Raw genomic sequence first — 20,801 nt, forward strand, 5'->3', positions numbered from 1 at the left:
CATGTCCCGCGTGAGTTCCCTGGCCGACCTGCTCCGCGACCGTCGCTACCTCGCCTTCTGGCTCGGCCAGGTCACCAGCGTGGTGGGCAGCGCGCTGTCGCTGGTGGCGCTGCCCGCGCTGCTGCTGCCCACCCGTGGCGCGCAGGCGTTCGCCCTGGTGCTCGCGGCCGAGGCGGTGTCCGGGGTGCTGCTCCTGCTGGCCGGGGGCGTGATCGCCGACCGGTACTCGCGCAGCACGGTGATGGCACTGGCCGACGTGCTGCGCATGATCGGCGTGGCCGGGCTGCTCGCGTTCGGCGCGTACGGCCCGCTGTGGCTGCCGATGCTCGCCGCCTGCCTGGTCGGCATGGGCACCGCGCTGTACGAGCCCGCACACCGCGCCGCCCTGCCCCAGCTCGTCGGCGAGCAGCTGCGGCAGCAGGCCAACGCGCTCGACGCGGCCACCAAGCGCTTCGGCGCGGCGGGCGGCGCGCTGGCCGGTGCCGCGCTGGTCACCGCGATCGGCCCGCGCGGCGCGCTGCTGATCGACCTGGCCACCTTCGCGGTCAGCCTGGCCACCCTGTTGTGGCTGCGGCTGCCCCGGATCAGCGGGCAGGCGGCCACGCCCGGCATGCGGGCCCTGCTCGACGACGCCCGCCAGGGCGTACGCGAGGTGCGCCGCCGCCCGTGGGCGCTGGTCATCATGATCCAGGGCACCGTCCAGGTGTTCTTCCTGTTCGGCCCGAACTACGCGCTGCTGCCGATCGTCAGCCTGGACCGCTACGGCCCGGCCGCCTACGGCTGGCTGAGCGCGTCCGCCTCGCTGGGCATGGTGCTCGGCTCGGCGGCGGCCGCCCGCATCCGCAGCCCCCGGCCCGGCCTGTGGGCGATGAACGTGCTGCTGCCGTGCGCGCTGCTGCCCGCCTGCCTGGCGGTGCCGGTGCCGCTGCCGCTGTGGTGCGCCGCGCAGGTGCTGGCGTGGGCCGGCATCGGCGTGTTCATCGTGCTCTGGTACACCGCGCTGCAGAACGAGTTCCCGGAGACGGCGCAGGGTCGCGTCTTCGCACTGGACTCGATCGGCAACTTCGCGCTCCAGCCGGTCGCCATCGCCGCCGCGCCGGTCCTCGCGCTGACCGTGGGGCTGCCCGCGTTCGGCGTGGTCGCCGTGGTGGTGCTGCTGATCTCGACGTACGCGGTGTTCGCCGTGCCCGGCACGGTGGCGCTGCGCTCGCCCGACCGGCCCGCTGCCGAGCCCGCCGTCGCAGCAGCCTGACCGTGGTCCCGGCTTGACGGGAACGCGGGCACGAGACACAATGGGAGCGCTTCCATCTTCCGACGTCAATACGGTTGACGTCATCCCTCCGGTGTGGACCGGGGCCCGGCGCCGCACGCACGCCGGGCCCCGAGGGCTTTCCCGGACCCCGCCCCGCGTGATGATCCACCGGCGGTAGCCTGCGAGCATGGCCGAGGCTGCGCGCAGAGTCCTGTACCGCCGGATGACCTCCCGCTCGCCGGACGAGCCGCACCGCACCGCCACCCCGCTGGAGCTGTTCTTCGATCTGTGTTTCGTGGTCGCGGTGGCCCAGGCGGCCGCGAGCCTGCACCACGCGGTGACCGAGGGGCACACCGGCCAGGGCGTCCTCGGCTTCCTCATGGTCTTCTTCGCGATCTGGTGGGCCTGGGTCAATTTCAGCTGGTTCTCGTCGGCGTACGACACCGACGACGTGCCGTTCCGGCTCACCACGATGGTCCAGATCGCGGGCGCGCTGATCCTGGCGGCGGGCGTGCCGAGCGCGTTCGACCGGGGCGACTTCCGGCTTATCACCCTCGGGTACGTGGTGATGCGGCTGGCCATGGTCACCCAGTGGCTGCGGGTGGCCGCCCAGGACCCGGCCCACCGGGGCACGGCGCTGCGCTTCGCCGGGGGCATCGCCCTGGTGCAGGTCGGCTGGGTGCTGCGGCTGCTGCTGCCCGCGCCGTGGGACTTCCGGGCGTTCTTCGTGCTGGTCGTGTGCGAATTGCTGGTGCCCGTGTGGGCCGAGCGCAAGGCGCCCACCCACTGGCACCCGCACCACATCGCCGAGCGGTACAGCCTGTTCACCCTCATCGTGCTCGGCGAGTCGGTGCTGTCGGCGACGCTGGCCGTCGAGGCCGCGTTCGGCACCGGCCACGCCGCGTCGCTGGTGTGGCTGGCCGCCGCCGGGCTGGTGATCGTGTTCAGCATGTGGTGGCTGTACTTCGAGCGCTCCGCGCACGACCTGCTCGTGTCCCTGCGGGCGGGCATCCGCTGGGGGTACGGGCACTACTTCATCCTCGCGGCGGCGGCGGCCGTCGGAGCCGGGCTGGCCGCGATGGCCGACTTCTACAGCCACGTGTCGCATGTGTCGGCGCGGGCCGCGGCGTACGCCGTCGCGATACCGGTCGCGGTGTACCTGCTCAGCCTGTTCCTGCTGCAGATCTGCCCGCACTACCGGGGCCTGGTGGTGTACGCGTTCCCCGTGGCCGTCGTGCTGGTCCTGCTGGCCCCGCTGGGCCCGGCCCCCGTCCAGGTGATCGCCCTGCTCATCGCGGCCCTCACCACGGTCGTGGTCCTGGCCCGCCACCCCCGCCACCCCCGCCCGGCCCCGCCCCGGCCTTGATCGTCCGACTTGCCAGGCACATGGGCGTACGCGGACTCAAGATACGCCCGTCTGCCAGGCAAGTCGGACGATCAAGGGGCGGCCGGGCGGCGGGGTCAGTGGGGGGACCAGGGGAAGGCGGGTGGGCGGCGGTCGGTGAAGGCGGCGATGCCCTCGGCGGCCTCGCCGGACTCGGCCATCTGGCGGTGCCAGTAGGACACGCGGGTGTCGTCGTGGTGGCCGTCGCCGGCCATCGTCACGATCTCCTTCGCGGCGACCTGGGTCAGCAGCGAGCGCTGCGCCAGCGTCGCGGCGAACGCGGCGACCCGTTCGGCGAGGCGGTCCGCGGGGTGCAGCTCGTCGATCAGGCCCACCCGCAGCGCGCGCTCGGCGTCGATCAGCTCCGCGGAGTAGAGCAGGTGCTTGGCCGCCGCCGGGCCGATCAGCGCGACCAGCCGCCGGGTGGTCGGCGCGGGATAGACGATGCCCAGCCGGGCCGGGGTGACCCCGAACCGGCTGCCCTCGGCCGCGAAGCGCAGGTCGCAGGCGACCGCGAGCTGGCAGCCGCCGCCCACGCAGTCGCCCTCGATCCAGGCCACGGTCGGCTTCGGGAAGCGGGACAGCCGCTCCTCGGCCAGCACGGCCAGGTTCCGGTCGCCGTCGGCGATGAGCCGGTCGACCTCGGTGATGTCGGCGCCCGCGCAGAACGTGCCGCCCGCCCCGGTGAGCACCAGCACCCGCACCGCCGGGTCGCCGGCCAGGCCGTCGAGCAGCTCGGGCAGCCGCGACCACATGTCGTTGGTCATCGCGTTGCGCCGGGCCGGGTTGACGATGCGGATGGTCGCCACGTGCCCGGAGATCTCCAGCTCCAGGCGGGGTGCGGCGAGCTGCTCGGTCACGGTGCGGCCTTTCTGCGGGTACGGCGGCAGGGCTGCATCGTGCCACAATGCCGGACATGGCCGAGCAGAGATCGCCGAAGGTGCTGTCGCTGTCGTGGGGCGAGATCGAGATCGAGGGCGTCGGCAGGGTGAAGGACGCCATGCTGCACCCCGGCGGGGGCGGCGAGTGGGACTGGCGGGTCACCGGCACCGCGCACTCCCCCGGCATCCAGCCCGCCGACGTCGAGCCGCTGCTCGCGGCGGGCGCCACCACGGTCGTGCTGTCGCGCGGACAGCAGCTGGTGCTGCAGGTGATGCCGGAGACCGAGCAGCTGCTGGCAGCGCGCGGCGTCGACGTCCACATCGCCGAGACGCGGGAGGCGATCCGCGTCTACAACCTGCTGGCCGATGCGGGCGTCCGGGTCGGGGCGCTGCTGCACTCCACCTGCTAACCCATGTAAACGCGGTCCAGCCAGGCGTCGATCAGGTCGCGGTCGCCGTACACGTGCACCTGGTCGCGGTCCAGCGGCAGGCGGCGGTAGAGGATCAGCAGCAGCTCGGTCAGCGGCGCCTGCACCGCGACGGCGCCCTTCTCATGGCCGGGCCGCCAGCTCACGCCGTCCGGGCCCAGCTCGATCAGCCACTCGGCGGGGACGTCCGCGGTGGTGTCGGTCGCGTGCAGGTGGATGCTGCGCGCCGGTCCGTAGAGTTCGGGCAGGCGGCCGAAGACCTTCTCGTTGACGCGGCGGTCGGTGACGATGCCGAGGAACTCGTCGATCGCGTCCGCGGCCAGGTCGGGCGCGACGGTGTAGCCCGCGCCCGTGGTCAGTGACGCGTCGGCGCGGTGCAGCAGGATGTCGCAGGCGGCGCGGCGGGCCCAGAACAGCAGCGAGTCCGGCAGGCCGAAGATCTCGGCCTGTGCGGCGGGGTCGCGCTCGCGCAGGGTGCGGGCGTACGCGTCGGCGCCGTCCTGCATCCAGGCGGTCAGCACGGCCGGATCGTCGGTGTCGGGCACGCCGACACGTCTGCGGTCGCCGGGCGCGGCGGGCGCCGCCCCGGCGTCGCCGCGCACCACGGCGTCGGTGGTGTGCACGTTGCCGCCGATGTGGCGGACGAGGTCGGCCAGGGTCCAGTCGGGACAGGTCGGCACCCGTGCCGAGAGGTCGTCGCCGGGCAGCACCTCACGCAGCAGCGCGGTCTGGGCGGACACCTCGTCGCAGTAGCGCTCGTAGCTCAGCCGTGGCATGTGTCCAAGGTAGCCGCGGCCGAGCCGGAACCGGCACGAGTACGCGGTGAGCGGAGTTCGCCCACCGCGTACCCGTGGGTTATGTCAGAGCCGGCGGATGTTGGCGGCCTGGGGGCCCTTCTGGCCCTGCGTGATCTCGAACTCGACCCGCTGGTTCTCCTCGAGGCTCCGGTAGCCGGAGGACTGGATGGCGGAGAAGTGCGCGAACACGTCCGACCCACCGCCGTCCGGGGTGATGAAGCCGAAGCCCTTTTCCGCGTTGAACCACTTCACGGTGCCGACAGCCATGTCAGATACTCCTTGGTGAGGCTGTGCGAGCCCACTGTGGGCTCTTTCGCCTCCCGCAACGCGCCAATGCGGACAGCGCCCGGTACTTCTCGGGCGCTTCGTCTGGTATGCGGGAGGTCGAGGTTATAACGCGGCGAATCTAACACGCAGCACCGACCGAATCCGCTGATCGGACCACGGACCACACCCGCGTGTCTCGAATCGACATCCGGAGATCGGTAAATCTTTACCGGGAAGATTCTTCCTGCGAAACTTTCCGACACAGCGTCGCGGTGCGGCGCGACAGACGACGGGAGGCGCCGTGCGAGCCAGGCAGATCATGGTGACACTGCTGGTCACGGCCACATTGGCCGCGGCCGGATGCGGCCGGCCCGCACCGGAGGCCAGCGAGGACCCCGCGGTGTCCGCCGCGCCGACCGCGCTGGACGGCTGCCCGCTTGGCCCGGCGCCCAAGCGTGCCCTGCGCGGGCTGTGGATCGCGTCCGTGCTGAACATCAACTGGCCCTCGGCGTCCGGGCTCAGCCCCGCCCAGCAGCAGTCCGAGCTGCGCTCGCTGCTCGACGAGGCGGTCGCGCTGCGCTTCAACGCCGTGTTCGTGCAGGTCCGGCCGACCGCCGACGCGTTCTGGCCGTCGCCGTACGAGCCGTGGTCGCAGTACCTCACCGGCACCCAGGGCGCCGACCCCGGCTACGACCCGCTCGGCTTCGCGGTGGCCGAGGCGCACGCCCGCAACCTGGAGTTCCACGCCTGGTTCAACCCGTTCCGGGTGTCCATGCAACCCGACGTGAGCCGGCTCGCCGCCGGGCACCCGGCCCGCACCCACCCGGGCTGGATCGAGACGTACGACGGCCGGCTCTACTACAACCCCGGGGTGCCCGCCGCCCGGCAGCACTCCGTCGACGCCATCATGGACGCGGTCACCCGCTACGACCTCGACGGCGTGCACTTCGACGACTACTTCTACCCGTACCCGGTGTCCGGGCAGGACTTCGACGACGCCGCCGAGTTCACCGCGTACGGCGCGGGCCGCACCCTGGCCGACTGGCGGCGTGCCAACGTCGACGCCTTCGTGCAGGGCGTCTCGGCACGGGTCAAGCAGGCCAAGCCGCACGTCCGGTTCGGCATCTCGCCGTTCGGCATCTGGCGCAACCAGGGCACCGACCCGCTGGGCTCGGCCACCACCGGCCTGCAGTCCTACGACGCGATCTACGCCGACACCCGCAAGTGGGTCAAGCAGGAGTGGATCGACTACATCGCGCCGCAGATCTACTGGACGATCGGGTTCCCGGCGGCGGCGTACGACGTGCTGGTGCCCTGGTGGTCGCAGGTGGTCGCCGGGACGCGGGTGCAGCTCTACATCGGCCAGGCCGCCTACAAGATCGGCACGAGCACCGACCCGAACTGGACCGACGCCGCCGAGATGCCCGACCACCTGCTGCTCAACCGGCAGCATCCGGAGGTCGCCGGGGACATCTACTACTCCATCGAGGAGCTGCTGGACAACCGGCTCGGCTTCGCCGACCGGCTGCGCACCGAGTTCCACGCCAACCCCGCGCTGGTGCCCGCGTCACCGATGATCAGCGGGACGGCGCCCGGCGTCCCCGGCGCGGTCACCGCGAGCCGGGTCACCGGCGGCGTCAAGCTGAACTGGAACGCGGCGTCCGGCTCCCCCGCTTACTACGCGGTGTACCGGGCCGACGGCGCCGGGTGCGGCATCGAGGCGGCCCGCAACCTGCTCGGCACGGTGCGCGGGCGCACCTTCACCGACCCCGCGCCCCCGCCGGTCGGCCAGGTCACCTACTACGTGACCGCCCTGGACCGGACCCACCGGGAGGGTACGCCGGGAGCGGTGACCCTGCGCTGACGCCGCAGCCGCCGGCCGGTCACCTCGGTGGGGTGACCGGCCGATGGCCGTGCGGAGCGGCTCAGTCGAGGGCGGCGACCGGGGCGTCGGCCGTGGCGACCCCGGCGGGGAGGTCGACGGTGCGGCGCGGGCCGGTGAACCACTTGCGGGCCGAGACCAGCCACCACACCCCGACCAGCAGCAGCACCGCGCCGACCGCGAGCGGCGCGTAGTTGACCGCCGCCCAGTCGAACCCGTCGCTGAACGGCACCCCGGCGGGCACCGTCGGCATGATGAAGTACAGCGAGATCACGACGATCTCGATGGAGGCGATCCAGCCGAGCACCTTGTAGCGGCGGCCGAGGTTCCACGGGCCGGGCTCGAAGTTGTCACCCGCCTTCAGCCGCAGCATGATCGGGATGAGGAAGGCCAGGTAGAGGCCGATGACCGCGACCGAGACCACGGCGTAGAAGGCGATCGGAGCGCCGTTCTTCTGGTACAGGGCGGGCAGCGTGAGCAGGCCGCCCGCGACGCAGCCGGCGACCACGGCCCAGACCGGCGTGCCGTTGCGGTCCAGCCGGGTCCACACCCGCCAGCCGGGCACGGCGCCGTCCCGGCTGAAGGCGTACATCATCCGGGACATGCTGGTCACGCAGCTCATACCGCAGAAGAACTGCCCGACGGTGGAGATGATGATGACAGCCTTGAAGAAGCCGGACGACAGCGCGCCCTGCAGCAGCACCCCGACGAAGCCGTAGCCGCCGGTGACCGCGTCGGCGTCCTGCACCGCGAACAGGAACGCCAGCAGCAGGATCCAGCCGCCGATCGCGGAGTAGAAGATGGACCGCCACAGCGCCTTGGCGGCGTTGAGCGCGGCGCCGCGGGTCTCCTCGGCCACGTGCGCGCACGCGTCGAACCCGGTGATCGTGTACTGCGTGAGCAGCCCGCCCAGGGGCAGCACGTACAGCCAGAAGCCGAGGCCGGAGGTGCTGCCGTCGAGGAAGCCGTTCGCGTTGATCGTCTCGCCGAACACGAACGACGGGCTCTGATGGGTGTCCGGCACGAAGATCAGGATGCCGACGATGACGGCGGCGCCGAAGACGTGCCACCAGACGGATACGTCCTGTAGCCGGTTGATGATCCGGGCGCCGAAGATGTTGATCACGGCGTGCAGCGCCAGGATGATCAGGAACAGGTAGAACGCCTGCTGGAAGCTGCCCTCCCAGCCGGGCACGGTGTTGGCCAGCACCAGGTTGAGGAACGTGGCGCAGCCGTAGTCGACCGACGCGGTGACCGCGATCAGGCCGATCAGGTTGAACCAGCCGGTGAACCAGCCGTGCACCGGCTTGCCCAGCTTGGCCGCCCACCAGTAGATGCCGCCCGCGGTCGGGTACGCCGAGACCAGCTCGGACAGGCAGAAGCCGATGATCAGGATGAACGCGGAGATGATCGGCCAGCCCCAGGAGACGGCGATCGGGCCGCCGTTCATCCACGCCTGGCCGAAGGTGGTGAAGCACCCGGCCAGGATCGAGATGATCGAGAACGAGATGGCGAAGTTGGAGAAGCCGCTCCAGCCACGGCGCAGCTCCTGCTTGTAGCCGAGTTCGGCGAGTCGTGCGGCATCGGTGTCGATGGTCTGCGCGGGATCCGTCATGGCTGCCCCTCCTGGCGCTCGACGATGCCCGAGTGTCAGCCGTCACATCAGCACATGGCAATACCCCGTTCTCCCGAGCCACGCCGGCCACCCACCCTCGCCGTCCCAACCGCCAAGATCGCCATCTCGTGTCGAAAAGTGCAGCTGGACCACAGGTTCCGACACGAGACTCCGATCAACCCCGGCTCCCGCGCCAACCGGCGAGCCCGGCACACCGACATGATCGGCGTCTCGTGTCACAAAGTGCGGCTGGACCATAGGTTTCGACACGAGACGCCGATCACCGGCGCGGCGCTCCGGTAACGGGACAGCGATGGGACATGCCAAAAACGTCCGCGACCACGGCTGGCCCTTGGACGTAGATGGAACGCAGATCGATCTCGACGATCTGCGGACAATCGTCCCGAGTCAACGACGCGGAAGTGCGTTCAGCACCATTGCGTCGTAGACCGGGCCGTCCTCGAACGGCCGCAGTCCGGCAAGCCGAGCCCAGCCCCACGAGCGGTACGCGGCCTGAGCCGGGCCGTTGCTGGGCAGCACCAGAAGAGCGCCACGCTGCTCAGGCCGCCCGGACAGCAGCGCGTCGTGCAGCGCCCGTGCATGACCCTGCCGCTGCCACGGCCGACGGACCATGATCTCCGTGATGGCGAAGGTGCGCGTCCCGTCTTCAGCCAGCAGCGCCGGATCGACCGCCTCGTTCAGGCCCTTCCACCAACCGGTCCACTCCGGCAGGGGGAATCCCATGGCGTAGCCGACCAGGTCCTCGCCAACATGCCCGGCCACCAAGGTGAAGCCGTCACGCATGCCGTATACGACCAGCCGCTCCCAGTATCGCGACGGCGAGAAGAAGGGGTCTGAGACCCTGTCCGCGTAAACCTCGGCGTAGACGTCGACCAGCACCTCCCGATGCCGGTGCAGCCCGTCCGCATCGAGGCGGGTCACCCGGAGTGGAGTCAGCGCGTCAGCCACGCGGAGCCCCGGAAGAGTGCGATCCGCGACGGGTAAGGAAGGCCTCGACTGCCGGGACTGATCGGTATGGGGCGAGTCCCACCACAGCAAGGTCCAATTCGCGCGCCACGCGCCAGCTGTCGACCGTGCCGGCGAGATCATCCAGAGCGCTGTCGGCCAGCCGGGCCGCCGCCTCCACGTCCCGGTCGGCGCCGAGATTCGCGCAGGCGAGCCGAGTCCGATAGAGCGCTCTGCTCCTGGCGTATTCGTCGGCGTGCCCGTCGACCGCACGACCCAGCAGGCGGACAGCCCGCGCGTGCTGGCCCATCTCCAGCGCGCTCGTGCCTTCGATGCCGTCGACCTCCGCCTCGGTGAGGAACGAGCACCAACGTTCAACTGGGCGGCCGTCAGCACGGCCGAGATGCGTACGCGCGCGGACCATCGCCTGCTCGAAGTCTGCTCGCCGTCCCGCAAGGGCGTACGCCCGCGCCAGCCGGAGCTGTGGAATCACCCTCAGACGCGGGTGACCGCCGGGACGCGCGGCCGCGCGCTCCGACGCCTCAGCCCAGCGGACCGCCTGACGAGGATTTCCGAGGACATTCGCCTGAAGCGCCAGATTGGCCAGCGCATGGGTCTCCACCTCGACGTCGTCGGCCTGCTTCGCCTGGCCCAGCGCCTCGGTGTAACACGACCGCGCGACGTCCTGCCGTCCGGCGTCGGCAGCGAGCCAGCCTGCGCACATGTGCATCCGCGCCGCGACCGAAAGGAGCCGACGGCCGACGCGGGGGGTATAGATCGCCTGGTCCAGCCAGCGATTCGCCTCGTCGGCGTAACCGACCGCGGTACGCCAGAGACCCTCACCGCCGTGTTTGAAGTCCATGGCGTACAACCGCGTAACGCGGCGTTGCAGCTCCTCGACGTCAGCCGCGCCGAGCCGTCCACCGGGACCCGGCTGCTCCGGCAGCAGACCCGCGACAGCCGCGCCCGCCGTGCCCGTCAGCAACGCCCTCCGTCTCATGTCCTCGGACGCTACTCGCGCCCGGGGCCTGCTGGGATCGTCACGGCTTCTTGTCAACACCAGCTCGCCATCGGCGCCGAGGGCGGCGTCGATCGCCTTGGTGATCGACGCCGACGGGAACTGCTTACCGTTCTCGATCCTGCTGAGCAGGGCGCAGTCAACTGGGACGGCGTTGCCCAGCTGGCGCAGCGACAGTCCGCGAGCGAGTCGCAGACGTCGGAGCACCTCGCCGACGGTCTCCTCCATGGTGGTGCGTTCCCCCTGCCTGGGCCGGTTGACAACAGCCGCACGTCAACTGTCAACACCTGTCCGGAGCAGCCACCGCCCCGTCACGCTTGGTCAGGCGCGGGGCGGACGCGATGGCAGGTCCGTCCGCCTCGCTGCCCAATCAGGACGGTAAACCGGAACGCGGGTGGGGATCAATGACTGACACGAGAGCGGGACGCGCCACCTGGAGCGACGACACGCAGGCCGTGGCGACCCTGCGCGAAGTCGAGCGTTCGATCTCCGCCACGACCGGCTGGAACACGTCGACGGCGGCCATCCGCGCCATAGCCCGGACGCGGTCGGCGTGATCGAGGGCGTACACCCACACCTCGGCCTGCCGGCGGTACGGATCACCCGGGGCCCGGGGGTCGGTGGCGTGATCTACCCGTACCCGGGTCAGATGCTCACCCGCCTGCACGACCGGTGAGCCGTTCCACGCCGGTTCAGTCGTCGACCTCCGTCATCAGCCACCAGCCGTCGCTGATCCGCTCGTACGACGGCTTGCCCTCGTGCTGGTTCTTGGTGATCGCGTCCTGCGGGTCGTAGAGGTAGAACCAGTTCCACTGGATCGAGCTGTCCTCCAGCCAGAAGCGGGCGTCGCCCACGACACCGGCGGCGGAGATGGACGCCTCGAAGCGGTGCGTGTCGACACCGCTCGCCCGCATCGCCGCGGTGACGCGGTCGAAGTCCGCGCGAGCGGTGTCGTCGAACGCGCTGAACTGCTCCGCGGACGTGGCACATCCGCCCTCCCGGAAGTCGCCACGCGGGTATACGAGCCAACGGCACATCGAGCCCTCGTCGAGGTAGGTGCTCACGTCGAGCTCGTCGATGACGGGCAGGACCTCGGCGGCCAGCCGCGCGACGTCGTCCGGCCGCCGCTGTTCGGACGGCGGGCCCCCGCAGCCGGTGAGCGCGGACAGTGCCGCCAGCCAGGCCAGGCCCGCGATGGTGCGGCGCATGCTTCCTCCCCAGCGCGAGCGGCTTTCCGTCAGACGAGGCCGGCCATGATCAGGTTGTAGTACTCGATGATCTTGTAGCCGATCCAGCCGGCGATGACCAGCGCCAGCACCCAGGCGATCAGGGCGGCCGTCTTCGGGAAGCGCCGCGAGAGCCGGGTGCGCCTGATCAGCCACCGCCGCACCCCGCCCCACCAGAACCGGCGGTCCAGCCACTGGCTGATCTTCCAGAACAGCGTCGTGCGGTGCGTGGGGATGTCCTTGTCCATCCACTCCGGCAGTTGCGCTCGCCCCCGTGTCATGACCGGGGATTCTCCGCCAATCTGCCGCCGCTCGCTGCCCCCAGCGCGGTGACCTGCGGCTTCGTCCGGCACACACTCGCCGCTGCGCGAATTCAGAGAGATTATGGTGTTTTATCCGGCACGTCGGAGCGTAACGGGGCACTCCGGCTGGTTATCTGAGAGCCCGGCGTTTCAGCAGGAGGTGCCGTTATGTCCGTCATCCGTGCCGCCCTGGTCCAGACGTCCTGGACCGGCGACAAGGAATCGATGATCAAGGCGCACGAGGAGTACGCGCGCCAGGCCGCGGCGCAGGGCGCCAAGGTGATCTGCTTCCAGGAGCTGTTCTACGGCCCCTACTTCTGCCAGGTCCAGGACGCGCAGTACTACGCCTACGCGGAGTCGGTCCCGGGCCCGACCACCGAGCGCTTCCAGGCCCTGGCCCGCGAGCTGGGCATGGTCATGGTGCTGCCGATGTACGAGCAGGAGCAGCCCGGCGTCCTCTACAACACCGCCGCGGTGGTCGACGCCGACGGCCGCTACCTCGGCAAGTACCGCAAGACGCACATCCCGCAGGTGAAGGGGTTCTGGGAGAAGTTCTACTTCCGGCCCGGCAACCTCGGCTACCCCGTGTTCGACACGGCCGTGGGCAAGGTCGGCGTGTACATCTGCTACGACCGGCACTTCCCCGAGGGCTGGCGCGCGCTCGGCCTGAACGGGGCGCAGCTCGTGTTCAACCCGTCGGCGACCAGCCGGGGGCTGTCGTCGTACCTGTGGCAGCTGGAGCAGCCCGCCTCGGCGGTGGCCAACGAGTACTTCGTCGGCGCGATCAACCGGGTCGGCATCGAGGACCTGGGCGACAACGACTTCTACGGCACGTCGTACTTCGCCGACCCGGAGGGCCGGTTCGTGGGCGACACCGGCGACCCGCACCAGCCCGAGCTGATCGTCCGCGACCTGGACATGGAGCTGCTGGCCACGGTGCGCGACCGGTGGCAGTTCTACCGCGACCGCCGCCCCGACGCCTACGACCCGCTCACCCGGGCCTGAGGGGGGCACCCGGTGTATCTGCTGATCAAGGGCGGGACCGTGGTCTCCGCCAGCGGCGCGCAGCCGGCCGACGTGCTGGTCGAGGGCGAGCGCGTCGTCGGCCTGTTCGCGCCGGAGCACACCCCGGCGGTCGAGGGCGCGCAGGTGATCGACGCGACCGCCAAGTACGTCATCCCGGGCGCCGTGGACGTGCACACGCACCTGGAGCTGCCGTTCGGCGGCACCTTCGCGTCGGACACGTTCGAGTCGGGCACGCGGGCGGCGGCCTTCGGCGGGACCACCACGATCATCGACTTCGCGGTGCAGCGCACCGGCGAGCGGGTGCCCGACGGCCTGGCCGCCTGGCACGCCAAGGCCGACGGCAACTGCCACGTCGACTACGGCTTCCACATGATCATGGGCGGGGTCGACGACGAGTCGCTCAAGGCCATGGACTCCCTCGTCGAGTCGGAGGGCGTGACCAGCTTCAAGCTGTTCATGGCGTACCCCGGCGTGTTCTACAGCGACGACGGGCAGATCCTGCGCGCGATGCAGAAGGCCCGCGAGAACGGGTCTGTGATCATGATGCACGCGGAGAACGGCATCGCGATCGACGTGCTGATCGGGCAGGCCCTGTCCCGGGGCGAGACCGAGCCGATCCACCACGGGCTGACCCGCCCCGCCGAGCTGGAGGCCGAGGCGACCCGGCGGGCCATCTCCCTGGCCGAGGTCGCCGGGGACACCCCGCTCTACATCGTGCACCTGTCCGCGTCGCAGGCGCTGGAGGCGGTCGCCGCGGCCCGCGACACCGGCCGCAACGTGTTCGCCGAGACCTGCCCGCAGTACCTCTACCTGACCCTGGAGGACCAGCTCGGCGCGCCCGGCTTCGAGGGCGCCAAGTGGGTCTGCTCCACGCCGCTGCGCTCCAAGGCCGAGCCTCATCGGCGCGACCTGTGGCGCGGGCTGCGCACCAACGACCTGGCCGTGGTCTCCACCGACCACTGCCCGTTCTGCTTCAAGGAGCAGAAGGAGCTGGGCCTGGGCGACTTCTCGAAGATCCCCAACGGCATCGGCGGCGTCGAGCACCGCGTCGACCTGCTCTACCAGGGTGTCGTCGACGGCAAGCTGTCCCTGGCCCGCTGGGTCGAGACCATCGCCACGACCCCCGCCCGCATGTTCGGCCTCTACCCGCGCAAGGGCGTGCTGGCCCCCGGCTCCGACGCCGACATCGTGGTGTACGACCCCGACGGCCGCACCACCATCGGCGTAGCCACCCACCACATGAACATGGACCACTCCGCCTACGAGGGCTACCAGATCGCGGGCAGGGTCGACACCGTCGTCTCCCGCGGCACCGTGCTCGTCGCCGGCGGCGAGTTCCACGGCCGCAAGGGCCACGGCCGCTACCTCCGCCGCGGCCTCTCCACCTACCTCCTCTAAAAGGAAGGGCACCTTCTTATCGTTTTCCGTAGTAGAAGGTGCCCTTCCTAACCACCCCCGTTCGTCGCCGTCAGCGGAAAGGAAGCACGCAAGTGGACATCGGGGTCGTGTTCCAGCTGGACCCGCCCGCCCGGCGGGTGGTGGAGCTGGCGCAGCGCGCGGAGGCGTACGGGTTCAGCCACGTGTGGTCCTTCGACTCGCACCTGCTGTGGCAGGAGCCGTACGTCATCTACAGCGCCATCCTGGCCGCCACCGAGAGGGTGATCGTCGGCCCGATGGTGACCAACCCCGGCACCCGGGACGTCACCGTCACCGCCAGCACCTTCGCCACCCTGAACGAGTTGTACGGCGACCGCACCGTATGCGGCATCGGCCGCGGCGACTCCGCCCGGCGCACCCTCGGCCTGCCCCCGGGCACCATCGCCGAGCTGCGCGAGGCGGTCGGCGTGATCCGGGCGCTGGCCAACGGCCGCGAGGCCACCTACCGGGGTGCCGAGCTGCACTTCCCGTGGGTGAAGGAGTCGTCCGCGCTGGAGGTGTGGGTCGCCGCGTACGGGCCCAAGGCGCTCCAGCTCACCGGCGAGGTCGGCGACGGCTTCATCCTGCAGCTGGCCGACCTCGACATCGCCGCCTGGATGATCGAGCACGTACGGCGTGCCGCCGAGCAGGCCGGGCGCGACCCGTCGGAGATCAAATTCTGCGTGGCCGCGCCCGCGTACGTCGGCGACGACCTCGCCCACCAGCGCGACCAGACCCGCTGGTTCGGCGGCATGGTCGGCAACCACATCGCCGACATCGTCGAGCGGTACGGCGACCGGGGCGCGGTGCCGCACGCGCTGACCGAGTACATCAAGGGGCGCAAGAGCTACGACTACGCCTCGCACGGCAGGGCCGGCAACCCGCACACCGAGTTCGTCACCGACGAGATCGTGGACCGGTTCTGCGTGCTCGGCCCCCCGCAGGCGCACATCGAGAAGCTCACCCGGCTGCGCGAGCTGGGCGTCGACCAGTTCGCCGTGTACCTCCAGCACGACGACATGGAGCACACGCTGGCCGCGTACGGCGAGACGATCATCCCGGCGCTCCGGGCCCTGGGCTGACCCGCGGGCCGGACGGGGTCACCCGCCCGGCCCGCCCCCGTTCGGCCCAGGTCAGCCGAGCACCTCGCGCAGCCGGGCGGCGAACGCCGCCGGGTCGTGCGCGAAGCCGACGTGGTCGCCCGGAAACATGGTCGGCGCGACGCCCAGCTCCGCCGCCAGCGCCCGCGAGGTGCGGTCGCACAGCTGCCCGGCCGACTGCTCGCCGATCCCGACCACCACCCGCACCGGCCCGTCCCGCAGCGCCGCCGTGTCCGGCACGAAGCTCACCGTCGGCAGCAGCATGTGCTCGTACTGGAAGCGCTCGTCGGCGACCGACTGCGCGTCGCGCTCGCCGCCGGCCATCATCTCGAAGACCTCGGCGGGCAGCTGGATGTTCGCGATCTCCAGGAACTGCCGGAACGCGCCCCGGGTGTCCCCCGACCGATAGGTCGCGATCATCTCGTGGGTACGCGCGCGCAGCTCCTCCCGGTCCTCGACCAGCTCGTCCAGCGGCGGCTCGTGCGCGATCACGGTGTGCGCCGCCTTCGGGTGGAACTGCGCCAGCGCCAGCACGGTCACCGCGCCGCCGCTGCTGCCGAGCACGGCCGCCGGGCCCCGGTCGACGTGCGCGATGAGCCGGGCCAGGTCGTCGGCGCGCAGCTCCACGGTCGCGTCGGCATCCGGGTCGGCGACCCGGCTGCGGAAGATGCCCCGCGGGTCGGTGGTCAGCACCGTGTGGTCGGCGGCCAGCAGGTCCGCCAGTGGCTCGAACGACCGGGCGTCCATCGGCGCGGCCACCAGCACCACCAGCGGGCCGGACCCGCGCAGCTCGTAGTGCAGGGTCGCGCCCGGGACCGCCAGGGTGTCGGTGGTCACGGATACGGTCTCGGTCATGAGGTCTCCTCGCAGGTCATCGTCACTCCTACGGGATAAGGACCGGGCCCGTGCGGCAGAATCGTCGCTCGTGGGGAAACTTTCCTCGACGGGTGACCAGGCCCCGGCAGCCGACGCGTCCGGCGACACCGACCTGGCCCTCGCCCAGGCCGGGGACGACGCCGCGTTCACCCGGCTGGTCGCACCGCTGCAGGCCGAGCTGCACGCCCACTGCTACCGGATGCTCGGCTCGGCGCACGACGCCGACGACGCCCTGCAGGACGCGCTGGTGCGCGCCTGGCGCGGGCTGCCCGGGTTCGAGGGGCGCAGCTCGCTGCGCGGCTGGCTCTATACCGTGGCCACCCGGACCTGCCTGGACGTCGTGGCGGCGCGGGGGCGCCGGGCGCTGCCGGTGGACCTCGGCCCGTCCAGCGAGCGCTCGGTGCCCGGCGACGCGCCCCGCAACGACATCGCCTGGCTGGGGCCGTACCCCGACGGCGGGCTGCCCGCCGTACCGGCCGGGCCCGGCGCGCGCTACGAGCAGCGTGAGGCCGTCGAGCTGGCGTTCGTCGCCGCGTTGCAGCACCTGCCCGGCAACCAGCGTGCCGCGCTGCTGCTGTTCGAGGTGCTCGGCTTCACCGTGGCCGAGATCGCCGCGATGATGGACACCTCGGTGACGTCGGTGAACTCGGCGCTGGCACGCGCCCGCCGGATCGTGGCGGAGAAGATCCCCGCACGCAGCCAGCAGCAGACCCTCCGCAAGATCGGCGACGCCCGGGTGCGGCGGCTCGTCGACGGGTACGCGGCGGCGCTGGAGAGCGGGGATGCCGACGCGCTGGTGGCGCTGCTGACCGAGGACGTGACCTGGTCCATGCCGCCGCTGCCGCACTGGTATCGCGGGCTGGCCGCGGTCACCGACTTCGCGGTCGCCCAGCCGCTGAGCACCTGCGGTTCCTGGCAGCACCGGGCGGTCACCGCCAACGGGCAGCCCGCCGTGGCCTGCTACCTGCGCCCGTTCGACACCGACGGGCCGTACGAGGCGTGGTCGATCTGCGTACTGACGCTGCGCGACGACCACGTCGCCGAGATCACCTCGTTCCTCGGCCAGGAGCACTTCCAGCTCCTCGACCTGCCCACCACCCTCCCCTGACCCCGGCCCCGCCCCGCGCCAGCGCTTGAAGATCGCGCTCTCGTGTCAAGATCTGCGGCTGGAGCGCAGATCTTGACACGAAACGCCGATCATGACCCCGGCCGCAGGGCGGCCGCCGTGAGCCGGGCCAGCGCGGGCGGGTGCACGTTGGCCGCGCCGAGGTCGCCGTCGTAGTGGGCCAGCACGCGCCGGTCCATCAGGTGCCGCCACAGCGGCGGCAGCAGCGCGACGACGATCATCGTGGCGTATCCGGCGGGCAGCTGGGGTGAGGCGTCGAAGCTGCGCAGCGCCTGATAGCGGCGCAGCGGGTTGGCGTGGTGGTCGCTGTGCCGCTGGAGCTGGAACAAAAACACGTTGGTGACCACGCGGTCGCTGTTCCAGCTGTGCCGCGGATCCACCTTGGCGTAGCGCCCGGCCGGGTTGCGCGGCCGGGACAGGCCGTAGTGCTCCAAGTAGTTGACCACCTCCAGCAGCCCGAACCCCACCACGGCCTGCGTCAGCAGCAGCGGCAGCACCACCGGGCCAAACCAGGCCGTCAGCGCCCCGAACAGCACCACGGTGAGCGACCAGGCGCTGAGCACGTCGTTGCGCCAGGTCCACGGGCTGCGCCCGCGCAGCCGGAAGCGGGCGCTCTCCAGCCGCCAGGCCGAGCGCAGGCTGCCCAGCACCGTACGCGGCAGGAACACCCAGAAGCTCTCCCCCAGCCGGGCGCTGGCCGGGTCCTCCGGGGTGGCGACGCGTACGTGGTGGCCGCGGTTGTGCTCGACGTAGAAGTGGCCGTACCCGGTGGGCGCGAGCGCGATCTTCGACAGCCGGCGCTCCAGCCGCTCCCGCTTGTGGCCCAGCTCGTGAGCGGTGTTGATGGCGATGCCGTTGACGATGCCGATGCTGAGCACCAGGCCCGTGGCGCCGAACCAGGTCAGCCCGCCGCCGGCCCAGACGGCGCAGCAGGCGGCCAGCGCCGCGTACTGCAGCGGCAGGTAGAGGTACGTGAGCACGCGGTAGTAGCGGTCGGCCTGCAGCGCCGCGACCGCGTCGTCGGGCGGGTTGGCGCGGTCGTCGCCGATCAGCAGGTCGACCAGCGGGATCAGTCCGAACACGACGGCCGGGGTGATCCACCAGCCCCACTCGTGGCCGCTCCGGGCCACGGCCAGTCCCTGGAAGGGCAGCGTGGGCACGAGCAGGGCGGCGGGCCAGAGGAAGCGGCGGGGGTCGCGCCAGGTGGTGTCGGTCATGGACGCCTCCACGATGAGGGGGTACGCCGAGAATCCCACCGCGATCGACTGTTGACAATCACGAGTATTTTGTAAAGTCATGGGATGTTGACCGTCAGCAGGCCGGACCGGGACGCCACCCGGGCCGCGATCGTGGCCGCCGCGCGGCAGCTCACCGTGACCAAGGGCTGGGCGGCGGTGCGCATGTCCACCGTGGCCCAGCTGGCCGGGGTGAGCCGGCAGACCGTCTACAACGAGTACGGCGGCCGCGCGGGGCTGGCCGACGCGATGGCCGACGCCGAGATCGAGCGGTTCGTCGCCGGGGTACGCACGGCGCTGTTCGCGCACGGTGGTCAGGTGCGCGGCGCGGTCGCCGCGGCGGTGCGGTTCACGCTGGACGAGGCGGCGGCCAACCCGCTGATCCGGGTGATCCTGACCAGCTCCCGGGGCGGGGCGGATCCGCTGCTGGCATACCTGACGACCCGCTCCGACGTGGTCATGGCGCAGGCCGCGGTGCCGCTGCTGGAGTGGGCGGCCGCGCACCTGCCGCCGCTGCCCGCCGAGGAGTTGACGTTCGCCGTGGACACGGTGATCCGGCTGGTGGTCAGCCACATCGTGCTGCCGCTGCGCCCGGCCGGGCAGACGGCCGACGCGCTCGCGGGCCTGGTCGTGCTGCTGCTGGAGGCGTCCCGGCGGCATTGACTCCCGTTCCCCAGGAGGCCTCGAGGTGACGCTGACACGACTCGGCGGTTTGTCCGTGTTGGTGGGTTGGCGCCGGTAGACTGGCGATGACGGCTGTGCCCCGGAATCGGCCGGTCCCGCCGCCGCACGGCACGGTGTGCCGGTTCCGCCCGGACGGGCGACGCGCCCCGACAGGACGGGGGAACGGGTGTGAAGAGCTGGCACATGATGGTGGCGCTGGCCGCCGCGGCGGTGCTGACACTCACCATCGGGCTGTTCCCCGCCCGCGCCGCGCCCCCGGGCGGCTGTCCGCAGGCCGCCTTCGGCTTCACCACGGCCGAGCGCGACCTGATGAAGTCCGCGGTCGACCGCGCGCGCGAGGCCGCGAAGGCGCCCGGCGTGGTCGCCGGGGTGTTCGTGCCCGGCCGGGGCAGCTGGATCTGCGTGGTCGGGCTGTCCGATGAGGAGACCGGGCGGCCGATGAACGCCGCCGACCGGATGCGCGTCGCCAGCATCACCAAGACCTTCACCGGCACCGCGATCCTGCAGCTGGCCGACCGCGGGCTGCTCGGCCTCGACGACCCGCTCAGCAGGTACGTCGACTGGCCGGACGGCAACGCGATCACGATCCGGCAGCTGCTCAACATGACGTCCGGCATCTACAGCTACACCGAGGACGCCGCGTTCAAGGCCCGCTACCAGGCCGACCCGACCGGCTCGTTCGGGCCGCAGGACGCGCTGGACATCGCCCGCGCGCACGACCCGTACTTCGCGCCCGGCACCGGTTTCCACTACTCCGACACCAACTACATCCTGCTGGAGCTGGTGCTGGAGCGGGTCACCGGGCGGCCGATCGGCGACTGGATCGAGGACGAGATCGCCGCCGAGCTGGGGCTGGACAACACGAGCTACCCGGCGACGCCCGCGCTGCGGGCCCCGTTCGCGCGCGGCTACGACGCCACGCCGGACCCCGGCGACGCCGACGCGGCCCGCGACGTCACCTACTCCAACCCCGGTTACGCCGGGGCCGCCGGCGCGATGGTGTCCAACCTGCACGACCTGCGCATCTGGGCCGCCGAGCTGGCCCGCGGCGCGCTGCTCAGCGAGCGTATGCAGCAGGAGCGGCTGCGCACGGTGCCGCTGACGCCGGGCTCCGCCGTGTCGTACGGCCTCGGCATCGCCGACGTGGACGGCTACCTCGGCCACAACGGCACCATCCTCGGGTACAACTCCGCGATGTTCTTCCTGCCCGAGACCGGCGCCACCATCGTCGTCGAGATCAACCGCTCCGACCTGGAGACCGACCACGCCACCCCGCTCTTCGGGGAACTCGCCAAGGTCCTCTACCCGGACCGCTGACCA

21 protein-coding genes are annotated in these 20,801 nt (G+C 71.4%); 11 read left to right on the top strand and 10 right to left on the bottom strand.

The window, feature by feature from the left end:
- Nucleotides 1-10: 10 nt before the first annotated feature.
- Together CS0771_RS33475 and CS0771_RS33480 are read left to right on the top strand one after the other, a co-directional pair.
- Nucleotides 11-1,252: an MFS transporter gene (locus tag CS0771_RS33475; protein ID WP_212844725.1), complete on the top strand. Its 1,242-nt coding sequence runs from the start codon at nt 11-13 to the stop codon at nt 1,250-1,252.
- A 187-nt stretch (nt 1,253-1,439) separates the two neighbouring features.
- Nucleotides 1,440-2,618: a low temperature requirement protein A gene (locus tag CS0771_RS33480; RefSeq protein WP_212844726.1), complete on the top strand. Its 1,179-nt coding sequence runs from the start codon at nt 1,440-1,442 to the stop codon at nt 2,616-2,618.
- A 95-nt stretch (nt 2,619-2,713) separates the two neighbouring features.
- Here CS0771_RS33480 and CS0771_RS33485 read toward each other — a convergent pair whose 3' ends face one another.
- Entirely contained in the window at nt 2,714-3,496 is a 783-nt protein-coding gene (locus CS0771_RS33485; protein WP_212844727.1) for an enoyl-CoA hydratase/isomerase family protein, read from the bottom strand.
- Nucleotides 3,497-3,552: 56 nt separating this feature from the next.
- Between CS0771_RS33485 and CS0771_RS33490 the strand changes: the two genes are divergently transcribed.
- Complete coding sequence (locus tag CS0771_RS33490; RefSeq protein WP_212844728.1) at nt 3,553-3,927, top strand: Mth938-like domain-containing protein; 375 nt, start codon at nt 3,553-3,555, stop codon at nt 3,925-3,927.
- Here CS0771_RS33490 and CS0771_RS33495 read toward each other — a convergent pair.
- The gene (locus CS0771_RS33495) at nt 3,924-4,721 is read right to left on the bottom strand and encodes a maleylpyruvate isomerase family mycothiol-dependent enzyme (RefSeq protein ID WP_212844729.1); all 798 of its coding nucleotides are present in this window, start codon (nt 4,719-4,721) and stop codon (nt 3,924-3,926) included. The genes CS0771_RS33490 and CS0771_RS33495 overlap by 4 nt on opposite strands.
- 84 nt (nt 4,722-4,805) lie before the next feature.
- Nucleotides 4,806-5,009 (bottom strand): cold-shock protein, encoded by a 204-nt coding sequence (locus CS0771_RS33500; RefSeq protein ID WP_203756806.1) that lies wholly within the window; start codon nt 5,007-5,009, stop codon nt 4,806-4,808.
- A 301-nt stretch (nt 5,010-5,310) separates the two neighbouring features.
- Here CS0771_RS33500 and CS0771_RS33505 point away from each other — a divergent pair, with 301 nt between their 5' ends.
- The gene (locus CS0771_RS33505) at nt 5,311-6,873 is read left to right on the top strand and encodes a glycoside hydrolase family 10 protein (protein WP_212844730.1); all 1,563 of its coding nucleotides are present in this window, start codon (nt 5,311-5,313) and stop codon (nt 6,871-6,873) included.
- A gap of 61 nt (nt 6,874-6,934) precedes the next feature.
- On the opposite strand, the gene CS0771_RS33510 is transcribed toward CS0771_RS33505, so the two are convergent.
- The 3 genes from CS0771_RS33510 to CS0771_RS39145 form a co-directional block, all read right to left on the bottom strand.
- Nucleotides 6,935-8,506, bottom strand: a complete 1,572-nt coding sequence (locus tag CS0771_RS33510; RefSeq protein WP_212844731.1) for an amino acid permease — start codon at nt 8,504-8,506, stop codon at nt 6,935-6,937.
- Between the two features lie 408 nt (nt 8,507-8,914).
- A complete protein-coding gene (locus tag CS0771_RS33515) occupies nt 8,915-9,475 on the bottom strand; it encodes a GNAT family N-acetyltransferase (protein ID WP_244871187.1) in 561 nt (186 codons plus the stop codon).
- Complete coding sequence (locus CS0771_RS39145; protein WP_244871188.1) at nt 9,468-10,718, bottom strand: helix-turn-helix domain-containing protein; 1,251 nt, start codon at nt 10,716-10,718, stop codon at nt 9,468-9,470. The genes CS0771_RS33515 and CS0771_RS39145 overlap by 8 nt, the downstream gene beginning before the upstream one ends.
- A gap of 176 nt (nt 10,719-10,894) precedes the next feature.
- Here CS0771_RS39145 and CS0771_RS33520 point away from each other — a divergent pair, with 176 nt between their 5' ends.
- Nucleotides 10,895-11,047: a hypothetical protein gene (locus CS0771_RS33520; protein ID WP_212844733.1), complete on the top strand. Its 153-nt coding sequence runs from the start codon at nt 10,895-10,897 to the stop codon at nt 11,045-11,047.
- A gap of 135 nt (nt 11,048-11,182) precedes the next feature.
- On the opposite strand, the gene CS0771_RS33525 is transcribed toward CS0771_RS33520, so the two are convergent.
- Nucleotides 11,183-11,698, bottom strand: a complete 516-nt coding sequence (locus tag CS0771_RS33525) for a hypothetical protein (protein WP_212844734.1) — start codon at nt 11,696-11,698, stop codon at nt 11,183-11,185.
- Between the two features lie 29 nt (nt 11,699-11,727).
- The gene (locus CS0771_RS33530; RefSeq protein ID WP_212844735.1) at nt 11,728-11,997 is read right to left on the bottom strand and encodes a hypothetical protein; all 270 of its coding nucleotides are present in this window, start codon (nt 11,995-11,997) and stop codon (nt 11,728-11,730) included.
- 189 nt (nt 11,998-12,186) lie between these two features.
- Here CS0771_RS33530 and CS0771_RS33535 point away from each other — a divergent pair, with 189 nt between their 5' ends.
- Genes CS0771_RS33535 through CS0771_RS33545 form a run of 3 tightly spaced genes read left to right on the top strand, consistent with a single transcriptional unit; the run spans nt 12,187 to nt 15,542 of the window.
- Nucleotides 12,187-13,023, top strand: a complete 837-nt coding sequence (locus CS0771_RS33535) for a nitrilase-related carbon-nitrogen hydrolase (protein ID WP_212844736.1) — start codon at nt 12,187-12,189, stop codon at nt 13,021-13,023.
- A 12-nt stretch (nt 13,024-13,035) separates the two neighbouring features.
- Nucleotides 13,036-14,442, top strand: a complete 1,407-nt coding sequence (gene hydA, locus CS0771_RS33540; protein WP_212844737.1) for a dihydropyrimidinase — start codon at nt 13,036-13,038, stop codon at nt 14,440-14,442.
- Between the two features lie 38 nt (nt 14,443-14,480).
- Nucleotides 14,481-15,542, top strand: a complete 1,062-nt coding sequence (locus CS0771_RS33545; protein WP_212844738.1) for a TIGR03842 family LLM class F420-dependent oxidoreductase — start codon at nt 14,481-14,483, stop codon at nt 15,540-15,542.
- 51 nt (nt 15,543-15,593) lie between these two features.
- On the opposite strand, the gene CS0771_RS33550 is transcribed toward CS0771_RS33545, so the two are convergent.
- On the bottom strand, nt 15,594-16,415 hold the full coding sequence (locus CS0771_RS33550) for an alpha/beta fold hydrolase (RefSeq protein WP_212844739.1): 822 nt from the start codon (nt 16,413-16,415) through the stop codon (nt 15,594-15,596).
- A gap of 133 nt (nt 16,416-16,548) precedes the next feature.
- Between CS0771_RS33550 and CS0771_RS33555 the strand changes: the two genes are divergently transcribed.
- Nucleotides 16,549-17,544 carry a sigma-70 family RNA polymerase sigma factor gene (locus CS0771_RS33555; RefSeq protein ID WP_371821598.1) on the top strand — a complete coding sequence of 332 codons (996 nt, stop codon included), beginning with the start codon at nt 16,549-16,551 and terminating at the stop codon, nt 17,542-17,544.
- Nucleotides 17,545-17,633: 89 nt separating this feature from the next.
- On the opposite strand, the gene CS0771_RS33560 is transcribed toward CS0771_RS33555, so the two are convergent.
- Nucleotides 17,634-18,779 (bottom strand): alkane 1-monooxygenase, encoded by a 1,146-nt coding sequence (locus CS0771_RS33560; protein WP_212844741.1) that lies wholly within the window; start codon nt 18,777-18,779, stop codon nt 17,634-17,636.
- Nucleotides 18,780-18,863: 84 nt separating this feature from the next.
- Here CS0771_RS33560 and CS0771_RS33565 point away from each other — a divergent pair, with 84 nt between their 5' ends.
- Together CS0771_RS33565 and CS0771_RS33570 are read left to right on the top strand one after the other, a co-directional pair.
- Nucleotides 18,864-19,460, top strand: coding sequence for a TetR family transcriptional regulator (locus CS0771_RS33565; RefSeq protein ID WP_212844742.1), 597 nt, complete (start codon nt 18,864-18,866; stop codon nt 19,458-19,460).
- Between the two features lie 189 nt (nt 19,461-19,649).
- Nucleotides 19,650-20,798, top strand: a complete 1,149-nt coding sequence (locus tag CS0771_RS33570; protein ID WP_212844743.1) for a serine hydrolase — start codon at nt 19,650-19,652, stop codon at nt 20,796-20,798.
- Nucleotides 20,799-20,801 lie beyond the last annotated feature (3 nt).

Source organism: Catellatospora sp. IY07-71, assembly GCF_018326265.1.
Taxonomy (GTDB): domain Bacteria; phylum Actinomycetota; class Actinomycetes; order Mycobacteriales; family Micromonosporaceae; genus Catellatospora.

Bases quoted from the DNA above. Each gene is read 5' to 3' on its own strand.
- CS0771_RS33480 (WP_212844726.1), top strand. From the start codon at position 1,440: ATGGCCGAGGCTGCGCGCAGAGTCCTGTACCGCCGGATGACCTCCCGC.
- CS0771_RS33490 (WP_212844728.1), top strand. From the start codon at position 3,553: ATGGCCGAGCAGAGATCGCCGAAGGTGCTGTCGCTGTCGTGGGGCGAG.
- CS0771_RS33495 (WP_212844729.1), bottom strand. From the start codon at position 4,721: ATGCCACGGCTGAGCTACGAGCGCTACTGCGACGAGGTGTCCGCCCAG.
- CS0771_RS33500 (WP_203756806.1), bottom strand. From the start codon at position 5,009: ATGGCTGTCGGCACCGTGAAGTGGTTCAACGCGGAAAAGGGCTTCGGC.
- CS0771_RS33510 (WP_212844731.1), bottom strand. From the start codon at position 8,506: ATGACGGATCCCGCGCAGACCATCGACACCGATGCCGCACGACTCGCC.
- CS0771_RS39145 (WP_244871188.1), bottom strand. From the start codon at position 10,718: ATGGAGGAGACCGTCGGCGAGGTGCTCCGACGTCTGCGACTCGCTCGC.
- CS0771_RS33520 (WP_212844733.1), top strand. From the start codon at position 10,895: ATGACTGACACGAGAGCGGGACGCGCCACCTGGAGCGACGACACGCAG.
- CS0771_RS33525 (WP_212844734.1), bottom strand. From the start codon at position 11,698: ATGCGCCGCACCATCGCGGGCCTGGCCTGGCTGGCGGCACTGTCCGCG.
- CS0771_RS33530 (WP_212844735.1), bottom strand. From the start codon at position 11,997: ATGACACGGGGGCGAGCGCAACTGCCGGAGTGGATGGACAAGGACATC.
- CS0771_RS33535 (WP_212844736.1), top strand. From the start codon at position 12,187: ATGTCCGTCATCCGTGCCGCCCTGGTCCAGACGTCCTGGACCGGCGAC.
- CS0771_RS33550 (WP_212844739.1), bottom strand. From the start codon at position 16,415: ATGACCGAGACCGTATCCGTGACCACCGACACCCTGGCGGTCCCGGGC.
- CS0771_RS33560 (WP_212844741.1), bottom strand. From the start codon at position 18,779: ATGACCGACACCACCTGGCGCGACCCCCGCCGCTTCCTCTGGCCCGCC.
- CS0771_RS33565 (WP_212844742.1), top strand. From the start codon at position 18,864: ATGTTGACCGTCAGCAGGCCGGACCGGGACGCCACCCGGGCCGCGATC.